This window comes from Vibrio sp. VB16 (assembly GCF_015594925.2).
Lineage (GTDB): Bacteria > Pseudomonadota > Gammaproteobacteria > Enterobacterales > Vibrionaceae > Vibrio.
On the sequence record NZ_CP087590.1, the window covers coordinates 1,952,840 to 1,972,255 of the forward strand.

13 protein-coding genes are annotated in these 19,416 nt (G+C 42.7%); 3 read left to right on the forward strand and 10 right to left on the reverse strand.

The features are described from left to right. The first annotated feature begins 248 nt into the window (after positions 1-248). Entirely contained in the window at positions 249-1,808 is a 1,560-nt protein-coding gene (locus IUZ65_RS08915; RefSeq protein ID WP_195703400.1) for an alpha/beta hydrolase, read from the forward strand. Between the two features lie 53 nt (positions 1,809-1,861). Continuing rightward, positions 1,862-2,242, forward strand: a complete 381-nt coding sequence (locus IUZ65_RS08920) for a hypothetical protein (protein ID WP_195703401.1) — start codon at positions 1,862-1,864, stop codon at positions 2,240-2,242. A gap of 78 nt (positions 2,243-2,320) precedes the next feature. On the opposite strand, the gene IUZ65_RS08925 is transcribed toward IUZ65_RS08920, so the two are convergent. The 9 genes from IUZ65_RS08925 to IUZ65_RS08965 form a co-directional block, all read right to left on the reverse strand. Next, positions 2,321-3,112 (reverse strand): LytR/AlgR family response regulator transcription factor, encoded by a 792-nt coding sequence (locus tag IUZ65_RS08925; RefSeq protein WP_195703402.1) that lies wholly within the window; start codon positions 3,110-3,112, stop codon positions 2,321-2,323. Beyond that, positions 3,099-4,160: a sensor histidine kinase gene (locus IUZ65_RS08930; RefSeq protein ID WP_195703403.1), complete on the reverse strand. Its 1,062-nt coding sequence runs from the start codon at positions 4,158-4,160 to the stop codon at positions 3,099-3,101. Before IUZ65_RS08930 ends, IUZ65_RS08925 begins: the two co-directional genes overlap by 14 nt. Then, positions 4,160-5,431 (reverse strand): hypothetical protein, encoded by a 1,272-nt coding sequence (locus IUZ65_RS08935; protein ID WP_195703404.1) that lies wholly within the window; start codon positions 5,429-5,431, stop codon positions 4,160-4,162. The genes IUZ65_RS08930 and IUZ65_RS08935 overlap by 1 nt, the downstream gene beginning before the upstream one ends. Position 5,432: 1 nt before the next feature. Then, on the reverse strand, positions 5,433-6,179 hold the full coding sequence (locus IUZ65_RS08940; protein ID WP_195705055.1) for an outer membrane lipoprotein-sorting protein: 747 nt from the start codon (positions 6,177-6,179) through the stop codon (positions 5,433-5,435). 22 nt (positions 6,180-6,201) lie between these two features. Next, a complete protein-coding gene (locus IUZ65_RS08945; protein WP_195703405.1) occupies positions 6,202-7,461 on the reverse strand; it encodes an ABC transporter permease in 1,260 nt (419 codons plus the stop codon). After that, entirely contained in the window at positions 7,449-8,132 is a 684-nt protein-coding gene (locus IUZ65_RS08950) for an ABC transporter ATP-binding protein (RefSeq protein ID WP_195703406.1), read from the reverse strand. The genes IUZ65_RS08945 and IUZ65_RS08950 overlap by 13 nt, the downstream gene beginning before the upstream one ends. A gap of 10 nt (positions 8,133-8,142) precedes the next feature. Then, on the reverse strand, positions 8,143-8,832 hold the full coding sequence (locus IUZ65_RS08955) for a hypothetical protein (protein WP_443083708.1): 690 nt from the start codon (positions 8,830-8,832) through the stop codon (positions 8,143-8,145). A gap of 156 nt (positions 8,833-8,988) precedes the next feature. Then, the gene (locus tag IUZ65_RS08960; protein WP_195703407.1) at positions 8,989-10,074 is read right to left on the reverse strand and encodes a phosphotransferase; all 1,086 of its coding nucleotides are present in this window, start codon (positions 10,072-10,074) and stop codon (positions 8,989-8,991) included. A gap of 174 nt (positions 10,075-10,248) precedes the next feature. Continuing rightward, a complete protein-coding gene (locus tag IUZ65_RS08965) occupies positions 10,249-11,091 on the reverse strand; it encodes an SMP-30/gluconolactonase/LRE family protein (protein WP_195703408.1) in 843 nt (280 codons plus the stop codon). A gap of 284 nt (positions 11,092-11,375) precedes the next feature. On the opposite strand from IUZ65_RS08965, the gene IUZ65_RS08970 reads away from it, so the two are divergent. After that, positions 11,376-16,526: a caspase family protein gene (locus tag IUZ65_RS08970; RefSeq protein WP_195703409.1), complete on the forward strand. Its 5,151-nt coding sequence runs from the start codon at positions 11,376-11,378 to the stop codon at positions 16,524-16,526. 4 nt (positions 16,527-16,530) lie between these two features. On the opposite strand, the gene IUZ65_RS08975 is transcribed toward IUZ65_RS08970, so the two are convergent. Beyond that, complete coding sequence (locus tag IUZ65_RS08975; RefSeq protein ID WP_195703410.1) at positions 16,531-19,389, reverse strand: ABC transporter substrate binding protein; 2,859 nt, start codon at positions 19,387-19,389, stop codon at positions 16,531-16,533. Positions 19,390-19,416 lie beyond the last annotated feature (27 nt).

Here is a 19,416-nt window from a genome sequence, read left to right on the forward strand (position 1 = left end):
TAATTCCTTTTAAACAAATATTTACACCACTACGTTGGTGATAGTTATTAGCTAAAGAGATAACTGGATCGTCTTAGCCAACAAAATCACTTTCAAAGTGTAGCAAATTAATTATATATGCCTACTAATCAATAACGTTTTTGTTTGCCCTATTTTACTATTAGCCTAATAATAGATTTAGGAAGCGAAAACAAACACGCAGCGATACGGTTACATCGTGTGTAAGGTCACTATTCATGGAGGAAAGTATGCCCCGTCAATCAAAACGGTTTTTTAGCTACATCATGGGTGTATTTTTAGGTCTCATTGCTACCTACTCAATGGCTTCCTCTGATGAAAAATGTTTCGTGTCAGAAGATTTCATTAATCTGTTGGCCGGAAAAAACAAGCTGGCTTTAGTGACGCACGAAAATCCATTTTCAGTCCTAGCTAAACACGACAATGTTGACACTATTATTTGGCTTACCACGTTAGATGCCGATCAAAGTGCACTAGGGTTATTTACCATTCAACGACAGGGTAAAAAGAGTGACATCACTGTCATTGCGACATCCTGCGATTCCCTCAATACAGATTTAGAATTCGTCGCTCGCGCAGTTAGACAAGTAATTAATGACGAAATACCGCTATCGCCTAATGCCCATTTTGTTACAGACATGGGGCTTTCTTTTGACCAAATTATCGAGCTACAAAATACGGCTTATGTTTTGGCTGGTAAATCTCAACCCGACGAGCTTTTCGAGACAATGACTGAATTAGCAAAAAACATCGCGGTTGCCCAACCTCTGCCTACCTCTCGTAGCGTGGATGAAAAAGAGTTTTACGTACAGACCGTTTATTACGGCACCACTCGCTCACCAGAAAAAGAAAACGACAATTACTACGGTGCACTCAGAGATATCACACAGCCGCTTCATATGGGAATGGCGAAGGTTTCGATTCCAAAAAACCATAAGAAAGGCCACATTGAACAACCATTCTTATCAATTAAATGGTTGAAGCAGTCTAACGACCACGTACTGATTCAATCAGTGACCGAAATGAGTGTTGATGATTTTTGGACGTCTCTCCCCGTCGAACAAGGGGTTGGTGAATGGAAGCAAAGCATTATTGTCTATATACACGGTTATAATGTTGCTTTTGGGTCTGCGATAAAACGTACCGCACAAATGGCATACGATTTTGATTACTCTGGTGTCCCTGTCTTATTTTCATGGCCGTCAAATGCCTCTCTCCTTGGTTACGCTTCCGATCGTGAAGACGCTATCTGGAGCGCGACTTACCTAGCTGGTTTCCTAACCACACTCGATAACCAATTCCCCAATGCCAACATACATATCGTTGCCCATAGCATGGGGAACCAAGTTCTTCTCAATGCACTTAACGAACTCGCACTACAGGAGCAAAGTAAGTCGCTTCAATTTGGTAGCGTTATTCTTGCCGCCCCAGATGTTGACAGTGAGTGGTTTCAATATCAGTTGGCCCCACGAATCAATCGACTTGCCACCAACTGGGCTATCTATACATCTGAAAACGATGGCGCCTTGATTGCGTCAGAAAAAGTCAACCAAGTTAGGCGCTTAGGCATGCCTGTTAGCCTCGTTGATAACTTTGATATTGTTGACACAAGCGAACTCAATGCAGCGCCCTGGAGTATCCCTGAATCCCATTCTTATTATGCTAATAAACTGCCCGTGATAAAGGACTTGGTGGACCATTTACGAGGTATTCCACCAGCCAAACGGTCCTTGAAAAAGATGACAAAGAAAGAAGGGACTTACTGGCAGATGCTTGAACAAGAAGATTGACGACTTTAGTCAGCGAGAATATTGACTAAAGAGTAGAGTAAAAAGGATAAACAATGAATCTATGGAACCTATTGCCTTTCTCGATGATAAAGATCGATTACATACTCAATCTGCCCTACGCGGCATTGCTTGCCTACATCTATGTTTTGTATGCGATAGGGGTACACCGCAATTACCGTATCAAATTGATGCTATTTCTGGTACTTACCATCATCGCTAGCGGCACCATGGTGCTGACTATGGGGCCTAACATCGGCCGTATAATTCCACCGCTTTTGCTCATATTAGTCATGTTTTCTCCTGTTTTCGAGCTGGTAAAGTCTCTCATTTACACAGACAAGAAAGGCACAAGAATTTGGCTAAAAATAGCTATCGCAGGTTGGTTGCATAGCCTCAGTTGGGTAGTATGGTTGGCAGCGATGGCGAGAAGTTAATTCTACGCCTATAGCATCAGTGTGGCTTGTCGATGACGCACACTAAGTGTCATCACCATTTAGCCCTACCAATTACTTTTACAAATTATTAGTAAACAAACTTTGCATGGCACGGCTTACTGGTAATTTCGTCGCGCCAATTGTCACCATCATCTTTCCCTTAAAATCCTTCTTCACTTTCTCGATGGCCGACACATTCACAACCGTTGAACGATGAATTTGCCAAAACATATCAGGGTCGAGCTGCGATATTAACTCTTTAAGTGACGTGCGCAAAAGGTACTCCGTACAGCTACCTTCTTCGTATTTGTAAAGCGATATATATTTATCTTCTGCTTTGAAATAAAGCACTTCCGAGATGGAAATCAAGTGAATATCGTCACCTTTACTGGCTTTAATCCATGTTAAGTAGCTTGGTTGAGCTTTGGACGTGAGTGCCTGGATTTGGCTCATTAAGGTTGTTAACTCCACCGAAACAGGCGGTTTTTGCTCTGTTAATCGGGCCTTTACCTTTTTAATACATTGGTCCAAACGGACATCGGACAACGGTTTAAGCAGGTAATCCACCGCATTCGCTTCGAAGGCTTGTACAGCGAATTCATCGTAAGCCGTCACAAAAACAATATTCGGTGCATTTTCATCTTTTGTGATCCTAGCGGCGACCGACATACCATCCAACACTGGCATTTTGATATCCAGAAAAACAACATCAGGTTGATGCTGTTCGATTAGCTCAAGCGCTTGTTGCCCATTTTCCGCTAGTGCTTTTATCTCTAATTCTGGCCAAAGATCAGCAAGAACCTTATTCAGATGAAATCTTAACAGTGGTTCATCATCAGCGATAATGGCCGTAAAATTAGACGCTTTCATCTGTTGCCTCCTGTAGCATACGCAATGCAGATAAGGCTATTTTTAGCCTAGCTTGAACACCGCCAGATATTGATTCCGATATGGTTAGTGTCGCCTTTCCTGCGAACAATGCTTGTAAACGCTGGCGAATATTGTCTAAGCCTACTCCGTGACCTATATGGGCCGAAGAACCAGTAAGACCGACCCCGTTATCGATAACCTCTATGAGGATATCTTGTTCTATTTGATTTACTTTTATCTCAATTTTACCGCCATTCACTCGCGGTTCTATACCGTGTTGAATCGCATTCTCGACCAAAGGTTGTAACAAGAAAGGTGGGAGATGGACTTCGTTATCGATGTAATTTGAGATCGTATAATTCAGTCGATTACCCAAACGAATTTTTTGTATTGCAAGATAGGCATCGATATAAGAAAGGTCTCGTTGTAACGTCGTAAACGGTTCTCGACTGCTTTTCAAGGTTTCTCTCAGTAATTCTGTTAAGCGTTCCAGCATAAGACGCGCGCTCGCCGGCTCATGTTCTATAAGGGTGTTTATATTGGCGAGAGTATTGAATAAGAAATGTGGTTCTATCTGACTTTGAAGCTGTTTTAACTGGCTTAAAATTAACGCCTTTTCGTGTTCCGATTGTTTGCGCTTAGCGACCTCCAATTCCTTTTGCGCGGCCAATTTTTGCTCTTGACTGTGAAAATAAAAGAAACAGGCCGTTGTGAAAATAAATCCAAGAAAAATAATAGGTTTCAATCGCGCAACATCATTAAGATCCGCATATTGATTCATCCAGAAATAGGCATTAGCCGTACCGAACAACATCGATAGCCCGAGAGAGAAGAGGCTAACATTTCGTGAAGAGAGCTGAGGCTGATAACGGCCAAGTAAGTGCGCCGTAAACACAGCGCTGTAACCGAAGCCAAAACTGATAATGAAATGATCCAGTATCGAGTTCCCCCAAATGGCCTGTGTCGCAAAAGCAATGATGGTGCAAAAAAAAGTCGTTAAGACGATGCTGTTTATCCAACCATTTGCATCACTTTTACTCTTAGCCATTAAAATTTTCCTTTAAGATTTAATAGAATCATATGCTTATCTGATAAATTTGCATACAACGAACGGCTTTTCCCGGTTAATAATCTGGCGGCCAACTCTACATCAAAAGCCGCAGACCCTGAATCATAGGCATGATAATTTATCCATTGCGTCGCAATTAAGCCACCATCTTCAGGTGAATAGAGCAGATCAAAGGTTGGCTCAATATTGTCGAGCCACAAACTATTACGACTCCAATCCCAATGGCTCCAGCCACTTGAATCTAACGCCCAATGAAACATGACGTTATGCTTCATTAAATTCGGTAGGTTCAATCCACTTGCATAGGATCGAGCAATAGACTGGGTTGACGTGTCTTGATCTAGCGCTTCTACCCTTTCGAATGCCTGAGACCACTCGTCTTTTCCCCAACTTCTGTCATCATACCAATATTCTAGTATTATATTGTGGCCTTGGCTGCTCGCCCAGTTGAGCCCCATCAACACTTGAAAGCTGTCGTCAGAATGAGTCAACGCTACCGGAGACAGTTGCTCACCCTGTTCGATACTGAGGTGCTTTCTTTGAAATACAGCAGAACTATGAAATTCCCATGCTTGATCTAAAACCGTTACCAATGAGCCTGCTAAAAGCCCTTTTCGAACATCATCATAGTAGGCGATCACCTGCCACTCATTACGGTTTTTCAGAGCATAACGCCTTACACCGATCCCTTGCTGTTGTGATTGTTCTTCTATTGGGTATCCTTGTTGCTGAGTCCAAGACGAGTCGGTATACACAACACTCCATTCTCCTTGCGCATCAAAATAGGAGACGAGCGCCGTACCTGCGCCCTCCTCTACTTGAATCCCAATGGGGTTACGTCGATAGGGCTTAAAGATATCTAACGGACGAAAGCCATAGCCGACTCCCCAATCAAGTCTCAGTTTACCTAGGGTCACATCCACAGGGATAAAACTGTTGTCTAACTCACCCTGCCAAAAGAGCTCCTGAATGATAAGTTCTCCATCAAAAGATTGGCTATCATCACTGCTCCACATTCTCTGACCATTCGCAGCAAAAAGGCCGGTCCAGCGGTCCCAATCGATCTGAACGTCGATCAAACCATCAACACGTTGACTCTGCGCCTCTTTAGGTTCACCAAACAACAACGAGTCTTGGTACTTAGTCGTTGTTGTACTGAGTATCCAATCCCACTGAAACGTAGGTTCCTCTGCTCGCAATAGATGCGAATAAAAGCTAAAAATAGCGGCAATAACAAGGCCTTTATTCATACTATAAATCCAGTTTTGAGTTACGGGTCAAATACGCAGGATTGTAATACTTATCTTCCAAGGTCATCGGCATAATGCTTTGATATTCGATGATGGTTTTTTTAGCTGGTTGAATTTTATCAATCAAGGTCATCGCCACCACTTGCAACCTGCCTTCTCTTTCGCCTTGAGTAAACAAAGCCTGTTTTGCGAGCTTCCCTGAACGCAGATAGAGATCGGCTTTAATAGGAAAACCGTTGCGCGCATCTAGCCATAGGTCAATATGTTGATAACTCGCCCCTTTTGTCGTCGCTAATAGGTTCAGTTTGTGGGCATCAATGCCTAGATTTTCTTGGGTGACGACGCTCTCTGTACCAACCATTGTTGCTTGATAGTCATCGCTCCAAGTCAGGGTCGATATATCCCCTATTGATGCCTCCCCCAACAGTTTCTGCATTGGCGTAATTCGAATAGGACGGCGGCTTTTGGGCATAACTAACCAGTAATTGTCGCCTAACATCAGCATTTTTTGTCCCGCTTCTACAGCCGATTTAAATACCACCAAAGATTCACGATTTGGCCTCGTGTAAACATGATACTCTCGCGTTTTATCGATTCGGTCATGTTCGAAAAGGGTCACTTTAGAAACCACCTTTGATGAGGAGGAATCTAATCGGTATTCATCGGCTTTTTTAACCATATCAGCAACATCGTTCGCCACACTTTGACCCACGAAAACGCCATTGAGAACAAAAAGCAACATGGTCATTTTCAGGTTTTTTTGAAAGTACTTAGACATAGATTAGTGCCTCCGTTATTGGTTTCTTCACACCGTTTCGAGCGGACAACCACGCGGCTGTGACGCAGATGATAAGAACGCCAAACCCGCTATAGGTAAAGAGTTCAAAAGAGAAGTAGATATTCAAAGGGTACCCTTCCGTACTACCTGGTGGTGGTGGCATTTGGATATCTGAAAAGGTAAGAAATAAGCTTGTCAGTGCCGTAGTGATACCTCCTAACAGCGAGCCGATAACCGCAAGCATAATAGATTCTCGAACGAAGCCAGATACAATCTCTCTTGGATAAGTGCCTAACGCAGATAAGGTACCAATTTCGCGAGTTCTTTCTGTTACCGACATCGTCATGGTATTGAATATCGCAACAAAAACAACCAAGCCCATAACCGCGCCCATGATGCCGAAAATACGGTCATAAAGGTTCTTAACCTTCACGTAGAAAAACGCCCGCTCTTGCCATGGCGTTACTTCTACAGGTTGATCTAGAACCATGTTACTTAATACGTGTTCTACCCAATCCTTTGCAATTAGGGTCTGCGCGGTTTCGAACAAGAACACCGATAACGTGCTCACTTTTTCACTATCTAGTAACTGCTGAGCCGATTGAATATGCAGATAAAGTTGACGTTTATCCAATTCAGGCACCCCAGTGGAATAGATGCCATGTACTTTAAAATCAATCGCGTTAAGCGCGCCTTCACTCGTACTTGCCAATAAAGTAACCCAGTCTCCCGTTGTTACCTTCAGGTTCTTTGCTAAATCGACGGCCAACATGATTTCGGGCTCTGATGCGTCGTATCGACTAGAAAGAATATTAGACAAAGTTTTGCCTTTCCTAACATCTAAAAATGGGCCTTTCATATCAAATTCCCTATCATTGACACCAGTTCCAACAAAAATAGTCGACTTGTTACCGTTCGAAATCAAGCCAGTGAACTCTATTCTTGGTTGTATTCCTCGAACTGAGTCATTCGACAAAAGGTTCTTGATAATATCGTCGCTGTCAGTCAGTCCATTGGCTAAAGGCGCCTCTTCATCCAGTTCAAAAAAATCTGGTTGGCTGAGAGTGAGGTGTCCGGTATCACGCGCAGTAGACTCCTGCAATGATTGGTATGTATACAGCCCAAAACCACCTGCGGAAGTGAGTGCGAATACAGCAATACTAACAATGAGAATCGAGAGTAAACTACGACGGCTATTGCGGGTTAGATTGAGAAACGCAATACGCAACGGCTGTGAAATTAACTGACCCATTTCATTTCCTCTTTAGCAATCATTCCATCTTGTAAGTTAATTATCCTGTCGCAGTGACGAGCCATTCGCTCGTCATGCGTGGCAACAATAAAGGTGGTTCCCATTTCGTGACCCAATGATTTCATTTGATCGATAACAACAGACGCGGTGTGGCTGTCTAAACTGGCTGTCGGTTCATCTGCAATCACCATTTCTGGTTGATGAACAAGTGCGCGTGCAATCGCAACCCGTTGTTGCTGCCCTCCGGACAGGTTGTCTGGTCGATGATGTGAGAACGCACCTAACCCGACTTTATCTAATATTGCTTCCGCTTTTCTCTTTTGTTCTCGTAGCGAATAGCCATTCAACATCAACGGATAAGCGACGTTTTCCCACGCACTCATTACAGGAACTAGGTTGAACTTTTGAAAAACGAATCCCAACCGAGAACGCCTTATTTTTGCCGCGTGGAGTGGGTGTTTGGGATAAGCGATTCCATCAAGCTCAATCGATCCGGAATAGTCCACATCCAATAAACCTAAGATATTAAGTAGGGTACTTTTTCCAGAGCCAGATGGTCCACACAGTGCCAGCATCTCGCCTTTAGAAATCGCACCACTGACCTTATCTAGAGCAACCACTTTCTGGTGACCAAGCGCATACTGCTTGCTAATCTGATTAAAGTTCAACATAACGTACCTCCTATCCCACTTGCTTGGCGTTTGTTAGGCTAACGTTCGTAAGCGAAGTTTTTATTTCCGAAAAAGCAGCTTCTGCTTGTAGGGTCATAGGATTGTTGCTATCCCGTTTATTCATCTCTTCCAGCCAACGTTCCGCCTGTGAGGTATCTTCCGCTCTGATAGCGGCTTTTACCGCGTAAAAGTAGATCCATGAGGTGGTCGCGAATGGTTGAGAGGTAAAGCGCTCCTCAGCCAGAAGATCCAAATATAGGTCATAGCCTCGTTCAAAATGATTGAACATATCAGGAAGCGAAGTAAAGGTAGAAGCGGCGATAGCACGGCTCAGAATTGATTCTGGTAGACCTTGTCGGATCGGTTGTTTCTCGAGGGAAGTTGTATCGTTAGCCAACAGGTCTAGCCCTTTAGTTATAGTGGCTAACCCCTGTTCGGTGTGTTTCATCTTGTTCCAAGGCATAAATGCATCTCGGCCCATCAGTGTTTGCGTACTACCTAGATAAACCAAACTAAGTGCGTCCGCGCCATTACGCTCTAAGTCACTTTGCAGTTGCTCGTATACAACCTCGACTTTAGCTTCATCCCCTTGAGCCGCCTGATTATATTGAGCAATGAGCTCTTCACTCGGTATGGCAAAAACCTGACTACTAAACAAAAGCCCAACAACGATTGAGTTTGTTGCGATCATCGATTTCATGTGTTTGTCCCTTCCATATGGTTAATATTGAAAGGTTAACCTTAAGAGTGGGAACGTGTTGGTGTTTGCGATAAATGGGCGATATACGGAGGGAATGGTAAATAGTCGGTGCAAACAGCAGAAAATAAGATACAGCATAGATAGCCGCATAATGCGTTACTTACTTTGATAGCGAGCAACAAGAGCCTTTTTTTCTTTGTAACTCTGAATCAATTCATCCTTAGACTTATCGCTGTTTTGATAGAAAAACCCACCCTGTAGCAACAGATCATCATAGTCCTCTTCAAGGCTGTGTAGGACATATTCAACACGCATGGCCGTTGTCGATGTGCAGCTTTTTCCATGCAAGTCATCCTCTATATCCAGAACATGTGAACGGAAAGATTCTAATCTAAATAACTTGCCTAGCTCTTCCGTATTTATGAGTGCTTCACGCCATTTATTCACAATTCGTTCGAAGTGATTAATCACAACGTTATCCGCATTCTGTTCAACTAACCAACGAATCTTACTTTCAAATGCCTTCACACCCAACTGTTTTACAATCCTATAATTATCTAGCTGCCTTGACTTGGACACGTTATTGGTTAGTAACCAACCAAAATAGAATCGCGTTTCAAAACGTTCGACCATATGAAATATAGGGTCGCTCAATCCGTTACTATTAAACTCAGTACAAGGACTCATTGGGTACATGTACCCGAAATCAAAAAGCGTTAATTTACCCATATTATCCACCAGCATATTGCCGCTGCATAAGTCCCATTCCATAAGGTTGGCTTTTTCACATGCGATCAAGGTGCTAAAAAGCTGCTCGATGAGCGGAGGGGTTACATCCGTAATTTGTTCACCTTCTATCCAGGGAGACAAAATTATCCCCAACTGATAATTGGCATAAACGGTGTCCACAATACAATCGAACTCGTTCCCTATTTGCTCATCTTGTTTCAATCGGTAAAAATCTTGTCGCCTTTGTACCTCGTTAAGAAAAGAATACTGACCATCTATATTGCTCACACCCGACTTAGGGCGTCTCTTTTTAAGGGTATAATCTTTGCCTTGTATACAAAGACGATACACCTCCGCAGTTAGCCCTGACTGAAAGGTTTGAATAACATAGTCTGACGCCTCATTAGTTGCAGCAAGAATAACCGGGTCCATTGGGCACAGATTAGCGGCACCCACTTCAATGTTCTTACCACTCTTTTCAAAGGCCACTTGATTCTTTTGTCTATGATTCATTCTTTATTCCTATCGAACTGATGATGCTCACGTTGCATATTTGTTGCATCGCCTACTTTTTTCTTTTTAACGTAATTTCTGTGCTTCATCCAATATCAATTCGCATATTGACGGTATTCATCACGCTTGGTAGGCGTAAATAATCACGCTTTTATCGTAACAACATTCATTACGTCACAGTTCAATGGCGTACAAACCACCAGAATTAGGTTGAGCTTTGAGCTCTTCCTCTGATAATCCTTGGCGCGAAGAAGTGATATAAAGAGTATTCCGTCCCTTACCTCCAATTGCCGTGCACGTAGGATTTTTAGTAGGAACCTCAATTATTCGATCTATCGCACCGCTTGAAGGATGAATACGAATGACCGCATTTCCAGACCACACCGCATTCCAAAGATAACCTTCGTCGTCTACCGTGGAACCGTCTGGCAATGAAAAGCGACCCTCTCCTCTATACAGAACGCGTGGTTCAGATAATCGGGTGCAATCGGGTGAGTAATTATAGGCAAAGATTGTTTGGGTTGGTGTATCGGTAAAGTACATCGTTTTGCCATCAGGCGAAAAGCAAATGCTGTTGGCGCAAGTGACACCTTCAATTAGAGTGTGAACCGTTAGGTCCTTATCAATTTTAATAACTGAGGTCGTGTAAGAATCATCATCTGATTCATTGGCTCCGCCCACAACAAAGTTGCCTTGACGATCAGACTTACCGTCATTTAATCGACTAAAAGGATTGTCAGGCTCGAAATCAAACTGTTTCTCTACCTTGTTAGCGTCAAGATCCAATATTGCGACATAGGAATCAAAACCGGCAAGAATGGTATTGTCACTTCTTATCATGAATGCACACAAGCGATCGGGCATTCGGTGAGATTTAGCTTGGCGGGCTGTCGGACAATATGTCCACAGAAAGCGACCTTCTATATCCGTCCAAAGAATCTGTTGTCTATTTTCACACCAAATGACACTCTCACCATGAGCATTTTTACAGTCGACGACTAACTTAGCGGTATTCATATCTATCTCAACTCTATTCAATCTGATTAACCATTCATTTATACCGACTATGCGCTGACGTTTCTAGCCTATGTTTATTTTCAAACAATATTCGTTAATAAAGTAATGGGGTTAACATAAATACATTTGATCTCAGTAGACGCTTTTAAAGTCACTGAGATTAAGCGAAGATACAGAACCCGCCTGCCTTTACTCATTAGTTTGTACCTACCATAGGTTGGAAAGCCTTGGTACTTAATGAACTATTGGTAATAAATGAGCACTTATTGTTTGGTGAACAGTTGGTGTTTAGTAAAAACCTGGTGTTTGGTGGAAATAGGCAAAGTGCCTTCAAGGAGACAAAAGCGATGGAATGTCGGTCAACATTACCTTTCTTATCAATGAGTCAGAAAGCTTATTTCATTCTGCTGCTCTGTACGACCGTCTTTTCTGGTTATGCCAGCGCCAATTATGCCCAAATGCAATTGACCAGCAATAGCGCAGGCTATATATGGGCAGAATACTCATTACTGGGGCTCGATATTGACCTGCCACCCCAGTGCCAAAACCCAGTTCAGTTAGGTCAGCACTACCCGATGATGGCGATATCTAATCAGGCGCTTAAACAGTGCGAAGAAAGCCTTGTAAATCGACATTCCCACGTTGAGTTTTATGAATCAACACCTGAATACCAGTGGCAAAGTTATCTCCAATTGAGTTGGTTATTAACCCATATTGCAGAGCATACACAAAGAAACATGAATCCCTTGAATAAACGTAACCCTTATATAGATTTGGATAACGCTACGGCTTGGGCGAACAAAGCACTCAATCAAGTGGCCAAGCTTTCTAAACAAGAAGGTGTGATGGCTAAAAGCACCATCAATACGCTCATTTATTGGCAAAACGCACTGTTTCGTCGCCTAAATCCAGAAACTCCACGACTAGAGTTAGATGTGGCCACATTTAGAGCACTGATACCCCAGGATATCGAGACTCGAATCGCCGCTTTTGACAAGGAAAAACGTGTCTTGTTTGACCAATCCATCAGGATGTTAGAGCTGAACATCTGGCTTCGCCTTAGTATAACCAAGAGTCAGGTTCTGCAATTGAGCTACGACGAGTTATTAATAAAAAGAGACAATGAAGCGCTTATCGTCCGATTCCTCGCTTATTTAGCGAGTTTAAGAGAACAAAACGACATTGTGAACATTTATCAATTGTACAATATCGAACTCAGCACCGACCAATATCAGCAACACGAAGACGCCTTAGAATGGAGAGTTGACAAACAACCTGCTGCTTCTCAACTAGATTCAGATCTCACACTTTCGGTTAAACTGCGTTCAGCAGGCGTACATGGCAGCACGCTAAATGAACACACTTTTCAGCAGATTAAAAAACAACTGACGTCTTTTGAATCTGGCGAAATTCCACCATTCTTTCGCTTTAGTGCCCTTCATCTGCAAGCCGCTTTACTCGATATGATGGGTAATGTGAGAGCAGCAGAACGCTATTTCAATAAAGCCCAGACGGAAGCTATACAAATAGCAAACAGAAAAAACTCGCAAATTCCGGAGGAAATGGTGTTTGTTTACCGATTTTTTGTGGAAAAAGCACGCAATCTATACCAATTAGAAAAAACCAGTGAAGCAGCAGAGCTTCTTTCTCTGTTTCCATTGAATGACTTTAGGCAAGACGACCTGCTTTTTGTTAGCGCCGTTCTGATCGAAGATGGTCAAGCCGCTCAAGCCGAAAAACTGCTCAACGAGGCATTGATTACTGCAGATAACGACACCTATCAAGACAGCTACAGACACAATCTAACTATCGCACTATTTAGACAAGGTAAGTTGCAATTATCTCTTGAGCAACTCATGCTACTCGAAACTGTGGCTAAAGAGTCCAACAATTTTCATTTGCCAACCTATCAACTCAGCATCGCCCTGCTGCAATCTGCACTCGGCCAACGAGATGAAGCAAAAAATCGAATAATGCAGCTATTGGCTAAAGGTGACATCAGCCAATCTTTGCTGTTAAGTAACTTAGAGGCACTCTATATCACACCTGATTCTGAGCCGATGCAGTTGAACCAGTTTTATCCAGCACTGGTAAGTCGCGTCTATATGGTCAGAGAGGGTTATCATCAAGGAATGGTCATCAGTTCCACTTCTACGTTGAAAAACGCCTCTGCAGCGCAACTTGTGGTTTATAGCGATTCCGATAATGGTCAAACAGGTTTCGTTCATGCATCTCAACTTTCATTGGCACAAGATAGTGACCTTGCGGTAACAAGCGTCGCGGGTGGCTCAGTCTGGCTATTTCAACCCTCTAGCGGACGAGCCATTAGAAAAATCAGGCTGTCTAATGGAAACGTGTTAAAGCTTCAACTCTCTGCCGATGGGGCAACACTCTTTGCCTTGATCAAAGAGCAAAACAGCTTTCGTTCCTATCTACAGAGGTGGGATTTACAGCATGATCAGATGACATGGAGCTCGGGGGAAGAGGTTGGTGAAGTCGCCGACTTCGATTGGCTAGAAACAAAAAATAGATTACTGGTTCTGGACCAAGCCTCCATTGATATTTATGACACATCCAACTTCAATAAAATAGATAGGTTTGAGCACAGCACTCTTAGCTCTGGTATTGAGCATCTTGCTAGGCCATATATAGGCAAATTCACCACCAATAATAAAATCGTTATTGGCTTCGAATCAGAATTGGTCAGTTGGGATCTCAATAGTGGTGCCAAACAGATAACGGCACTTCCTTCAACCCCCAAATATATCGCACGCACTGATAGCAATCACATGTTGCAAATAGAACTCGTAAAAAGCAGTTGGGATTCCCCAGAGATAATTCTCTACTTTGATAGCGAAACCCTTACCGAAATAACAGAAAATGACTCATACCAAGGTCAATTTACAGAAAAAAACAGCACAACAAACGAATGGGTTAGAATAACCAAAGCCGAATCCGGTTATTCCATTTATCGCCGTTCTGATAACCAACTCATCAACCAATTGCGAGCACGAAATCGTCAGGTTTTGCAATCCACACTTTTCGAAGACCAGAAACTGATGGTTCTTAGAACAACGGAAGGTATTCAGCTCTGGTCCTTAGAGACAGGGCGTCAGTTACCAACTGGAGAACACCTTAACCATAGGTATTCCGTTATGGAGAAGCTGGATAATACCCATCTTCTTCTGGTCTCAGATTTCGCTGATAACCTAACCGTGCTTAACCTAAAAAGCTTAACACTGGATAGCATTGAGCTAAACCAGAATCAAAAACCAACGGACCTCATTAAGGTCGGCGCAACATGGTGGTTGTTATCAGATAACGGCTATGTCGGAAGTCAAAAACGACTCGCGCTCGCCCAGCTCACTTGGACAGATAACCGCCTTCACTATCAAGAGATTGCCAGCGACCTCGAATATCAGGCGCTAAACTTACTAACAGGCTATCAAAGCAGCACTGGATTTAGTGTTTGGTTAATGGCTGAATTAAACAACGACCAATTCCAATTACTTACTATTGCCGGCGATGCAAATAGCGTATCAATAGAGGATAACCTTGGCATATTACCGCTAACCAAATCTCCTGACTTTGGTTATTCAAATATCAATGTAGGCAACGTGATAGAGGTAATCGCTGACGAACAAAAACTCTCACTTTTAACGGAGAGTGGCTGGTTACGCATAGACTTGACTAATGGTGTGGTATCGAAAGAACAGGAACAGCTAGGTCGCGTTGCGGCCTTACTAATGCCGCCCAATTCCGACGAGCAATTTCGAGTTGTTCGTGCCGCCTCACGCAGTTTTATTGTTAATGAGCGAGACAATAATGAGCCCTTTGTCGTGCTTAATGACTCTATTAGCGATATGCGTTACAGCGACAATGGCGAGTATTTGACCGCAATAACCTCAGATCAAAACTTATTGTTCTTAGACCCTGAAACATTTGAGCCAATCGTAAGCCTAATGTTAATGGAAAAGAACGGTTGGTTAGTCACCGATCAGGAAGGGAGATACGATAGTTCGGCTCCTGGCGATATTCCTAACGCTTCATGGATAGTAAAAAGCAAACCGCTGATACCCTTGCCTCTTGAAAATTTTATGCAGGAGTATTACGAACCAGCTCTGCTTGTTAGAGCCCTGAATTTTGAAGCGTTCCCAGAGACAATGGATCTACAGAGCATTGATACACGTCAACCTGTAATAGGCTTTGAAAGACTTATAAGCAACAACAACGGTACCGTCACGATCAACCTTACAATTGATTCGAATGATGAAGGGGTAGATTCTATCCAACTCTTTAGAAACAACCAGTTAGTGGGGCGAGTTAAAAACATCGATCATCCGGGACGACAAATCGTGACCTTCAGCGAAATACAGCTGCCATCATCAAGCGGTTCATCCCTTAATAAAGAGCCCATAGAATTTAGTGCCTATGCGTTTAACAGACAGGGCATTCGAACCCCGGTCTTAGTCATTCCTTACCAAGCTGTTCACAATATCGAGCGAGAAAAACGCGCCTATGTCATTACGGTTGGTGTAAACCAGTATAACAACGCCTCGTGGGACCTTACCTACGCTGCCAACGACGCATTGGAAATGCAACAGCGTCTTACATCCTCATCGTTAATTGAACAAGGGTATAACGTCATCCCCATCCCACTCACCTCTGATCACGAGTTCAAGAACGCAACAAAAGCGACGATAACCAAGGTAATGCAAAGACTCGCCGGAGAGGACATCCCAATGCCGGAAATCAATGGTTGGGAAAACATCATTAAAGCGACACCAGACGATCTGATCTTATTTAGTTTTTCTGGACACGGACTATTGGCCGCTGGAGAGTTTTATTTCTTTACCAGCGATATCGCCAAAGGCGATAGTCGAGAGATCAACTCGGCACTTCTTCAAAGTGCCCTTTCAAGTACTGAGTTCACTCATCTCTTAGAATCTGTTGATGTCGGAACAATGGTGATGATTGTCGATGCTTGTCAATCTGCAGGAGCGCTCGATTCCAAAGGATTTAAACCGGGACCGATGGGAAGCAGAGGATTAGGCCAGCTCGCGTGGGATAAAAAAATGTTTTACTTAAGTGCCAGCCAAGCTGAACAGTTCGCATTAGAGAGTGACCAGCTTAACCACGGATACCTGAGCTACAGCTTGGCAAAAGAAGGTTTAGCTTCTGGTCAAGCAGACTACTTTCCAGAAAACAACGAAATCTCTGTCCGTGAATGGTTGAGTTATGGCGTTAAGCGGGTGCCAGAGTTAGTCAATGAGTTACGTTCTGGTGAATTTAGCTCTTTGCAAAGTAATACTAGAGGTCTTGGTGCTGCCCCAACGGACATGAATGCCCAAACGGCATTGGGTAAAATTCAACAACCCGTACTATTTGATTTTGCGGGTCAGCGCGATATTGCATTGCAACAATTGAACAACTAACAGATCAGTGGGTAATATTCCATTCTTTCGGCGGTACCCAACTATCAATCCAGTCGAGTAATTGTTCCTGTGGCATAGGTCTAGCTATGCCATAACCTTGTGCCACATGATAGCCCATTTCTTTAAGCCTGCGTCCATGCTCCAATGTTTCTACACCTTCTGCTACGGAGGTCATGTCAAATGCTCGACACAGGCCTAAGATACCTTCTAGAATACTCATATCTGTCGGGCTATTTAGCATATTAATCACAAAGCTCCTGTCGACTTTGAGGGTACTAACAGGCAATTGTTGCAGATAGGTCAATGACGAGTATCCGGTACCAAAATCATCCAAAGAAAAGCTAATACCTAATTCATTGCATGCTCGAATCGTATTAGCCACTTCAGTGAGATTTTCCAATGCATTGGTTTCTACTATCTCCATCTCTATTAATGATGGAGGCAACCCTGGAAACTGAAATAGCTTATTTTGGACAAGCTGGGCGATGTTTCTTTGTCTAAAATAAGCGTGACTGACATTGATACTCACCGGAATATTTGACCCATTCTTATACCAAGTATTTACCTGAGTTAACACATTATCTATAACCCAATCATCCAGTTTTTTAATTAAGTTGTATCGCTCAAGATCCGGCAAAAAGTCGGCTGGGCTTAATAGACCCTCTTCAGGGTGATTCCAACGGATAAGTGCCTCTACGCCCACTAGACATCCGGTCGTCAGGCTAACTTTTGGCTGATAATATAAAACAAGTTCTTGAGACGAGAAGGCCGTAAGTAACTCTTTAAATCTATCTGAACTCTGTTGGTGGGAAGCATAACCATTAAAGTTATGAATATGGTTCACACCATGGCTCTTCGCCACGTATAACGCTTGCTCTGCTTGCCTCATTAAATGCTCGGGCTCTAATGGGATGTCTTGTGGGTAACTTGTCACCCCTGCGCCTGCCGTTACCACAATCTGTTTACCGTTAATCTCAAATGGCTCAGATATGCAATCTAAGACAAGTTCGACTTCTTCTTTTCCGTTGCTGTTCGATTCAAACAACAGATAAAATTCATCACCACCAAGCCTCGCGATAACGCAACCCTTACGAAGGACCTCTTTTGCTCGATTTATCACGTTCTTAATGACTATATCGCCAAACTCATGACCATAAAGCTTATTCACATTCTTAAAATCATCGATATCGAAAAAAGCGACATACAGAAAGCTGTTGTTTTCCTCACTTTTGCAGATCGCTTGAACCAGACGATCCATAAATACCAATCGATTTGGTACACCCGTTAGGGAATCGTAAAAGATAGCCTGCTCTAGTAATCTCTCATGTCGTTTCTGCGCAGTAATATCTAACGACACGCCACAAAGCGCATAGACCTCCGAGTTCTTATTAATAAGAGGAATCTTTGTCGTTTTAACATCTTGTTGCGATTGCCAGTCTTCACGCCAAAAGGTTTCATCTTTAGAATACCGATGCTTGTATTTGAATACCTGTTGGTCAACTTCTACGATTTTTTCTGCCATATTTTGATCATAAAGATCAAAATCGCTCTTCCCTATCATCTGTTGTAAAGACAAGCCAAATTGCTCTCTTGTCAGCTTATTTGCAAACAGATATTTCCCCCCAACATCCTTTAAAAAAATATAGGCGTCAATACTATCTAAAATGAGACTTAGTTTTTTTTCACTCGCCTCCAAATTTTTATTGTTTTGATGGCGAATAAAAATATGCACAATTAACAACATAACCACAGCCAAGAGTAATACCATTATTTCAATATTATAAAATTCAAACGTATTCGGTTTTTCAAAACGAATCTCCGCATCATCCGGAAGCTGAGAATCAGATACGCCGTACTTTATGAGTTGTTGATCATCAAAAATAGGGATATTAGGGCTGCTTTCAATAACGGAAACCGTGGCAATATCGGTTCCATTCAAATACATAGAAATAAGCCTACCGGCTTCATAACCTTGACGTTCATGGCTTATCACTACGCCGCCAAATACACCGCTACCCATCCCATGTTCATAGGGATGAAATATAGGCGCTTGTGTATTCTCTACAATATAGTTAAGTGAATCATTAAACGTAAAGCTCGATGCGATTTTATCCCTATAGGCAGAAAGGAGCAGAATTGTGCTCGAAGCCGAGTCAATTTGGTTAAGCTTAACTTTAAACTCTGCCCAGCTCAGCTCTGCCAAATCAAGTAAGTGCCAGTGTATTGATGGGTAGTCTCGGAAGAATCGTAACAACTTTGCTGTGTCCGTTTTTCCTGATGTCGTCCCATCACTCACCACAAAAATATCTTTTCTTTCCGGAAACGCAGACAGAATGATGTCAATAGTAGCCTCTAACGTCACGGCTTCTATCACACCGGTGACAAGTGGGTTATCGTTCTGAGCTTTGGCCAATTCAATATTATTGACCCCGAGAAAGGTAATGGGTATCGACGGGAATAATTCGCCTTGATATTTTAGGGCAAACATTAACGCATTATCGTCAGCAGTAACAATAAAGTCGTATTCCATCTTATTAGAGAGTTTATATTTTAAGGTGGTGTAAAAATTATTAACGGTATTTTCATCATACAGCGATTTGCTATCCATATATTCGATATCAAAATCCACTCTAATACCAGATTCATCCAGACCAGATTTCAGCCCTTGAAAGACCTTATCTGTCGTTTGAAAAGTTGGATGATAAGAATAAATAAGCAGTAAACGTTTTGGGGCTTGCACCTCAGTTTCAGCTGTAGCATAAGTCAACGAAGAGAAGAACAACACCGCAATGGCTAACAATATTAGGCCGATATTTGCAAATGAAGAAAATTTAGTCCAGTAGGACTTCTTCATAGTATTCATGCGTACTCGTTATCAAGTTCAAGGACG